Below are 6,974 nucleotides of genomic sequence, written 5' to 3' on the forward strand. Positions count from 1 at the left end.
CATGCTTTATTTGGTTTTTAACGTTTTCATGACAAGATGGTTTTATTAAATCTTGCAACAAAACCTTCGTCAGCTCGTCTGTAGCTTCTCCGTTATTGTCGAACTGACCAATTTTTCCTATCAACAATCTATTCCAGTCATAGCACCAGTTCTTATAATTCGACTCAAACTCGATGTCAGGATGAAGGTGCCAATTGTCTCGAATATCCAATAAATACAATAACGTTGACCCAATGGTCACTCTGAAGCTAGAGAAAATTCTGCTTGGGCTCTCGAGCTTTAAATAGTTTGTGCTTCCTAAGTGATGTTGCAGCCAAGATATACTGAACCAATCACTCAGGGTTGAGCTTTCTTTTTTATTGGTTTTTACGGGAATTGAAAGAGTCAGTAGTTGTTCAATATATTTTCTGTCTTGTGGCGAAATCAAAGGTGCATCTAACCCGCTTTTTAAAACTACTTTTAGAATACCTATAGGGGAAGTCTTAACTCCCCTCTGATTCATTTTGAATGACTCATAGTCTTTTAGGCAGCGATACTTGTTTTTCGAGCAAGAGTGATATTTGTATTCGTTAATCCAATCGAAAAACTGCCCAACTGACGATGAGTATTGCTCTTGGGTTCGTTTTTCTAGATTAGTTATATCACTAGAATAAATGCCATATCCGAAAGCTAACAACAACACATCATGTATTTGGTTTGATTCGTTCAATCCAAAACTTCGAACCTTTCCCTTCGCCGTTTTGTAGAATACCCGCTTCGGTTTGCCATTTAGTCTTATTGGTTGATCCAGCAGTAGTGGGTCAAATGCCTTTGGGCTGCTTGGAGTTTGATAATCTTCTTGTCGAAGAAGTGTTGTTTCTGGGCCATTCGAAATCATGCTGCCATCTCTATATCTTGCATTTGTAGCCTCATTCGAATGTAGCGTGTTGTCACGCTGGGTGCGTTTCCATCGAGGCCGAAGGAGTGCCCCAAACGCTGCGCTACAACTATTAGTGCGGCAGATTCAGATCTTGTTTCTCTACCTTCACTATTATGCAACTCTCTATGGTAAAGCTCGGTAGCAAAAGTATGTCTGAGATCATGAAAGCTCAACATCGGGTTTAAGCCGGCTTCCTTGGCTCGAATTTTGAAGATTCTTGAGCCATGTGACGCACTAATCCCTGTACCGTTGTATCTTTGGTCTCTTCGAACAAAGAAGCTTTGCTCTTCTTTCTTATTGGAGTTTGTTAAGAATTTTCGTTCAGTTTCATCATATCTCTTCATGTCGTACAGAAGGTGACGATCGAAGTAAATCCACCTAGATTTTTGGCCTTTTGTATATTTTCCTTTCAACCAGTACTCGAACATGTTGATGTGATCAAAGTCGTTCTTGTCTAGTTTGCTAAACAAGTCTCTAAGGTTGTTTTCTCCGGTCACCGTCAATCCGGTAAGTTCGGAAGTCCTTAAGCCAACTTCATATCCCAACCTGATAATGAGTTTTTCTCCTTGGGTTTTGCATGATTTCAGAAGTTCAAGACGTGCGTGCTTTGAAATATATTGGATGTAATGTTGCTTATTGTTCTTAATAGCCATTTCCTTTCTTGTCTTGCGATATATACGCAACTCTAGACTTGGACTAATCGCCATATATTCAAGCCAATTGAAATATGAGGAAAGCGCAGCATGGTGAGTTTGCAACGAACTTAAGGAGTCGAGCTTATCCACCAGTACTGAATTGATATAGTTGTTTACTAGCTTTTCAGTGCAAGACGAGGTTGCATGGGCACCTAATTCTCGATTAGTTTTCGAGCTGTCTTCTAAATATGTGAGGAAATTCGATAGGGCATAGATATAAGATCTTATCGTTGCGTCTTCTGCATCGGTTGATTCCAGCTTATAGAGCCTAGTGCGAGACTGCCTGTCTGATTGTTGAATCGATTTAAAAACAGTCCCGTATCGAGATAAGAAACAAGAGTACGCTAAAGGTAATATTGGTGGGGATCCATTCCCATCACGAATAACCCATAGCAAATCGAAGTGCATTCTGTTGTATTCAAAGTTTTTTAGGCAATGCACATGTGTAGGCATACTGTAGGTTCGCTTAATTTAATATTTAAACGATACTATAATCCTACTGACCTACAAAAATGAAAGATTAAATGTATATAAGGAAAAGAAATCTTTGAGGGCACCACTCATGTAGCCTAGATTCTCGGTAGTGCCGAGTATAATGGCGTCTGCACTTAGTACATCTTCTGCTTGTGTTTCAAAAGGAGTTTTCGACTTGAATTCAACTTGCTCAAGAGCTTGGCTGATGACACCCTGGCACAGAGCTTGTTGTAGGGCTTGTGTATTTTCAGACGGGCTGTGGGCGACCAAAAGGAGTTTTTTCATTTCGCTTTGCTTGAGATACAAAGCTTAGGGTAGGAGTGGATTACTCATACCCTAGCCCTGTCTATTGGGTTATGGGTATGCATTCTCTACTGCAGACATTGCAGCGTCGACATCGCAGCTATGTCCAAGTTCGTTAAGCACCGCGCCTAAAGAGCTAACGCAGTAATCAACGTTTTTACGATTACAGCCATTGCCCATTAAGCCGATTCGCCATGCTTTGCCAGCAAACTTACCTAGCCCTGCACCAAGTTCCAAGTCGTACTGGTTAAGTAGTGTTGATCTAACAGTCGCATCATCAATACCTTCTGGAATCTTCACTGCATTAAGTTGAGATAGGCGAATATCTTTAGGCACTAGCATTTCAATGCCGAGCGCTTCTAGACCAGCAACCAGTGCCTTATGGTGCAGCTCATGACGTTCCCAAGCGCTTTCCAAACCTTCTTCTTTAAGAATTAATAGCGATTCGTGTAGTGCATACAAACTGTTAACTGGCGCAGTATGGTGATAAGTACGCTTAGCACCTTCACCCCAATAGTCCATGACCAGGTTTAGATCGAGGAACCAGCTGTAGTTCTTAGAGCTTTTGGCTTTGATCTTTTCAATTGCTTTAGTGCTAAAACTGACCGGAGAGAGACCTGGGATACAAGATAAGCACTTTTGAGTGCCTGAATAAATTGCGTCTATGCCCCAGTCATCAACTTGAACATCAGAACCGCCTAAAGAGGTGACGGCATCAACGATTGAAAGACAGTTATGTTGTTGAGCTATTGCACATAAGGCTTTTGCATCAGAGCGAACACCGGTAGAGGTTTCAGCGTGAACAAAAGCGATCATTGAAATATCAGGATTTTCTGAAAGCTTCTGGTCTACTACTTCTGGCTCAACAGCTTCGCCCCACTCAAATTCGATGGCTTCAACCTGAGCACCTGCGCGAGTCGCGACTTCTTTCATGCGCATGCCAAATACGCCGTTAATGCAGACAAGAATTTTGTCACCCGGCTCAACCATATTCATAAAGCAGGTTTCCATACCAGATGAACCTGGTGCAGATACCGGAATCGTAAGTTCGTTTTTGGTTTGGAAAACGTACTGAAGAAGAGATTTTATCTCATTCATTAGCGATACAAAGCTAGGGTCCATATGACCGATGGTTTGCTGAGATAGTGCTTTAAGTACTCTTTCGGAAACATCTGACGGGCCAGGGCCCATTAAGATGCGGTTTGGAGCGTGAAATGATTGCATAGTTCGGGTGCTGCCTGTGTTACTGGTTAGTTCTGTATTATTTTATTAAAAATATGAAGATGCCAGTATAGACGCGAGAGTATGACAGGGCGATGTTTATGCAGCTAAAAAAGAAAAAATGTACAAACAATCACATTATCTGTGACTGGATGTACATTTTTTGCAGTGCTGTTTAGGTCAATAGAGCGGAAATTAGACTAGCGAGCGCGCTTCAAGCTGTTCTTGGTGAAGTCACTATCACTTAGCCCGGTAGAAAACTGAAAATTGCTCCAGATTAAGTCAGTGCTTTTACCTGTCTGGTGATTCTGCATCTTCATCACATTCGGGCGCCAGTATTGGTCAAGATATTGATTGTAATCACTAGAGTTGAGGGTCTTTAGTAGCGCTTTTTTACGGTCATAAAATTCAATTTTATGGACGCGGTATTCACTCTGGTCGATCCAGGCAATTTGGCTTGTGTAGCCAGAGTTTTTATCTGTTGGGAAGCGTTTAACAACAAAGCAGGTTTCTGTGCCACACGCTTCGTCTTTTAAGTACTCATAGCTATACTTTTCAACTTCTTGTGAGCTTAAGTCTTCGAAGGCAAACTCACTTCCCATGAATGGGCCAGACTTGTTTTTAGACGCGATTCGCTTAACACGCTTTAGTGCTGGTAGGAATAACCACTGATCATCCGCATCAACTTTGTGCGAGAACGTCAGTAAAGCAGTACCACGAACAGTTTTAGGCTCATCAAATATGGTTAAGCCTTTGTCACCATCATTTTCGACTTCGAGGGATTTTACGCGCAAAACACGAACACTTTCTTCACCACGTTTGTTGCGTAAGGTCATCGTCATGTCAGCAGTAGAGTCCTTCCAACCAGTGTTTCGCTTATCAGATTCAATGGCGATAGCTAAACCTTTTTCTTGAGGTGTTTCTGCAAAGGTGTTGCCTGAGAGGCTCAAGGCAGTAAAGCAGGATAATATCGCGATGGATTTCTTTACACCGCGAGCAGAAAGGTTAGATAGCATGGATATTGTCCTCGGTCTTGTTATCTTGTTAGTTGGCACTGCAGCAGCATCATTGAGAAACTATATGATGATGCTAGAAGCTAGCGCCTATTAGATACGAAAATGTCGATTAGTTAAACTGAAATCCCTTACTTCGTTTGGAACGGTACTTTCCATGAGTAGAAAGTAGCACTATCAGTTTGTTGAGTTACCTTTTTAGGTGACTTAGCCATTTAAGGGTGCTCTTTGATCTAGGATACCTTGATCATCGATTGTTAAATCTTGCTTAGCTTTTTTACGTTTACTTCCAACCAAAAACAGTAAAAGCGGTGGAAGGAAGAAAAAATCAACAAGTAAAGCGACAACGATGGTTACGGCCGTCATCAGTCCCATATCGGAGTTCATAGAGAAGTCGGATATAGCTAATACAGCAAAGTTCGCAAATAGAATAAATGTGGTGACCAACAGCGCAACGCCAACTGTACTAAAGGCATAGCGAATCGCATCCTCGGTAGATAGCTGATTCTCTCGCTTGGCACGTAAAAATTTACTTAAAAAGTGAACGGTGTAGTCGACGACGATCCCCAAGGTCATTCCGAATACAACAGATAGTCCAATACCGATTTGTGCAACGGTCATTCCCCAAACACCAAAAGCAACTAAGGCCGGAAGGAGATTGGGAAGTAGGCTAACAAAGCCGTAATATGCAGAGCGTAAACTGAAAGCCAACACAACAGAGATAATGATTAAAGCGATAAATGTACCTTGTAGCATGGAGCGAATGTTATTCTGACCAATATGAGCGAACATGATATCGCTACTTATCCCGTGGGAAAATTTAAGGCTAGGAATATTTTCGGAAAACCAGCTCTGAGCACGTTCTTCCAAAGCGAGAAGCTCCGAAGTAGATGTTTTCGCTAGATAGCCTGTTAAACGAGTCTTGGCTTTGTTGATGTCCACTTGATTGTTCAAGTCGAGTCCGTAAGGGAGTGACATTTCATAAAGTAATAAATACTGTGAGGCGAGCTCTGCATTATCAGGGAGTTTATATGCGCTAGGGTCATCACCATGCATATTTTTGTTCAGACGCTTCATGACATCAGTAAAGGTCGAGACGTGTTGAACTTCTGGTTGAAGCTTTAACCAGTTTGCTGCCTTTTCAAGGTTTGCCAAATACTCAGGCTCGTTGATTCCACCTTCTTCCTCGGCTTCAACAATAAAGGATATGTAGCCTAAGCCGGTGAGCCTTTCTCTGGTAAAATCAGCTGCCTGTCTTTGTCTCATTGGCTCGTCAAAATACTCGACCCATACGTCATTCAATTCGTTTTGAGGTAAGAAAGAAATGCTGCCAGCCATAATAACCATTGTGCCAATGAGTAGACGTTTAGAGTGTTTGATGACCCAGTTTGATAGCGTAACTGTCCAGCCGCCTTCTTTATGCTCGCGTGATTGAACTCGGAATGGCAGAAGCATAATGAGTGCAGGCAGTAGCAATACAGAGAATCCCCATGCACCAATTACGCCTAAGGCGACAATATTTCCTAAGTCCCGGAAGGGAGGGGAGTCGCTAAAGTTCAGAGACAAGAAACCAATTACGGTTGTGACACTGGTTAAAAAAACGGGTTGCTGATTGATACGTAAGCTTTCGATAACAGCCTGAGCCTTGGTTTTCCCTGACTGCATTTGCTGGAAGAAAGATGCCAGGATATGAATCGAATCGGCGATTGCTAGTGTCAGAATCATTGTTGGTGCATTGGCGGATGCGGTGGTGATATCCATACCCAGCCACGCAGAGATACCAAGCGCGAATAGGATTGAAGTAATAATGACAACTATGATGGAAAAGCTACCTGAGAAGACCGTAATGATGCTCCGGCTTGCAGCAAACATGTAGATCGCAATGCAGGTGATGGCGATCAAAAATGCTAAGGGGACGATATGCGATAAGTCATACATCGCCGCATCTTTGAAGGCATTGTCAAAGATGATTTGTCCGGTCACATATACAGTCAGGTCGGGATACTTTTGATTTAAATGAGCTTGAATCTCGTAGGCTGCAGCGGCTACTTCGGGTGTTTCTTTACTAGGATCCAGCCCAGGCATTTCCATAGAAACGTTGACGCCGGTAACATCGGCGTTAGCGGCGATGAGGCGCCCGGCAATTGAGGGCTCATTGAGTGCGACACTCTTTGCGTACGCAATTTCACTGCTCGATAAATTGCTTGCATCTGTAACCAGGTTGTCTACCAAAAGGTCATCGTCTTCTGCAATAGTGTGTTGGTAATTGGTAATAGAGTCCACGCGTATTGAGTAGGGAAGTTGCCAAGACATTTCGGTAAGCTCTTCAATGATGCTTAAAGTCTCTCG

The 6,974-nt window shown here is 42.5% G+C and carries 6 protein-coding genes; all 6 read right to left on the reverse strand.

Going from position 1 to position 6,974, the window contains the following annotated elements; all coding sequences use genetic code 11:
- The coding region (locus A3735_RS02350) for a hypothetical protein (RefSeq protein ID WP_156499343.1) at positions 1-877 on the reverse strand (877 nt) is incomplete at its 3' end.
- On the reverse strand, positions 874-2,067 hold the full coding sequence (locus tag A3735_RS02355; protein WP_068637523.1) for a site-specific integrase: 1,194 nt from the start codon (positions 2,065-2,067) through the stop codon (positions 874-876). The genes A3735_RS02355 and A3735_RS02350, both read right to left, overlap by 4 nt.
- A 51-nt stretch (positions 2,068-2,118) precedes the next feature.
- Complete coding sequence (locus A3735_RS02360; RefSeq protein ID WP_068637525.1) at positions 2,119-2,373, reverse strand: hypothetical protein; 255 nt, start codon at positions 2,371-2,373, stop codon at positions 2,119-2,121.
- Between the two features lie 69 nt (positions 2,374-2,442).
- Positions 2,443-3,615 carry an alanine--glyoxylate aminotransferase family protein gene (locus tag A3735_RS02365; RefSeq protein ID WP_082865477.1) on the reverse strand — a complete coding sequence of 391 codons (1,173 nt, stop codon included), beginning with the start codon at positions 3,613-3,615 and terminating at the stop codon, positions 2,443-2,445.
- Positions 3,616-3,812: 197 nt separating this feature from the next.
- The gene (locus A3735_RS02370; RefSeq protein ID WP_068515813.1) at positions 3,813-4,628 is read right to left on the reverse strand and encodes an outer membrane lipoprotein-sorting protein; all 816 of its coding nucleotides are present in this window, start codon (positions 4,626-4,628) and stop codon (positions 3,813-3,815) included.
- Positions 4,629-4,832: 204 nt separating this feature from the next.
- On the reverse strand, positions 4,833-6,974 hold a 2,142-nt coding region (locus A3735_RS02375), incomplete at its 5' end, for an RND family transporter (protein WP_231882347.1).

This window comes from Oleiphilus sp. HI0061 (genome assembly GCF_001635675.1).

Excerpts from the sequence above, each read along its gene's own strand:
- A3735_RS02355 (WP_068637523.1), bottom strand. The coding sequence starts at position 2,067 with ATGCCTACACATGTGCATTGCCTAAAAAACTTTGAATACAACAGAATG.
- A3735_RS02360 (WP_068637525.1), bottom strand. The coding sequence starts at position 2,373 with ATGAAAAAACTCCTTTTGGTCGCCCACAGCCCGTCTGAAAATACACAA.
- A3735_RS02365 (WP_082865477.1), bottom strand. The coding sequence starts at position 3,615 with ATGCAATCATTTCACGCTCCAAACCGCATCTTAATGGGCCCTGGCCCG.
- A3735_RS02370 (WP_068515813.1), bottom strand. The coding sequence starts at position 4,628 with ATGCTATCTAACCTTTCTGCTCGCGGTGTAAAGAAATCCATCGCGATA.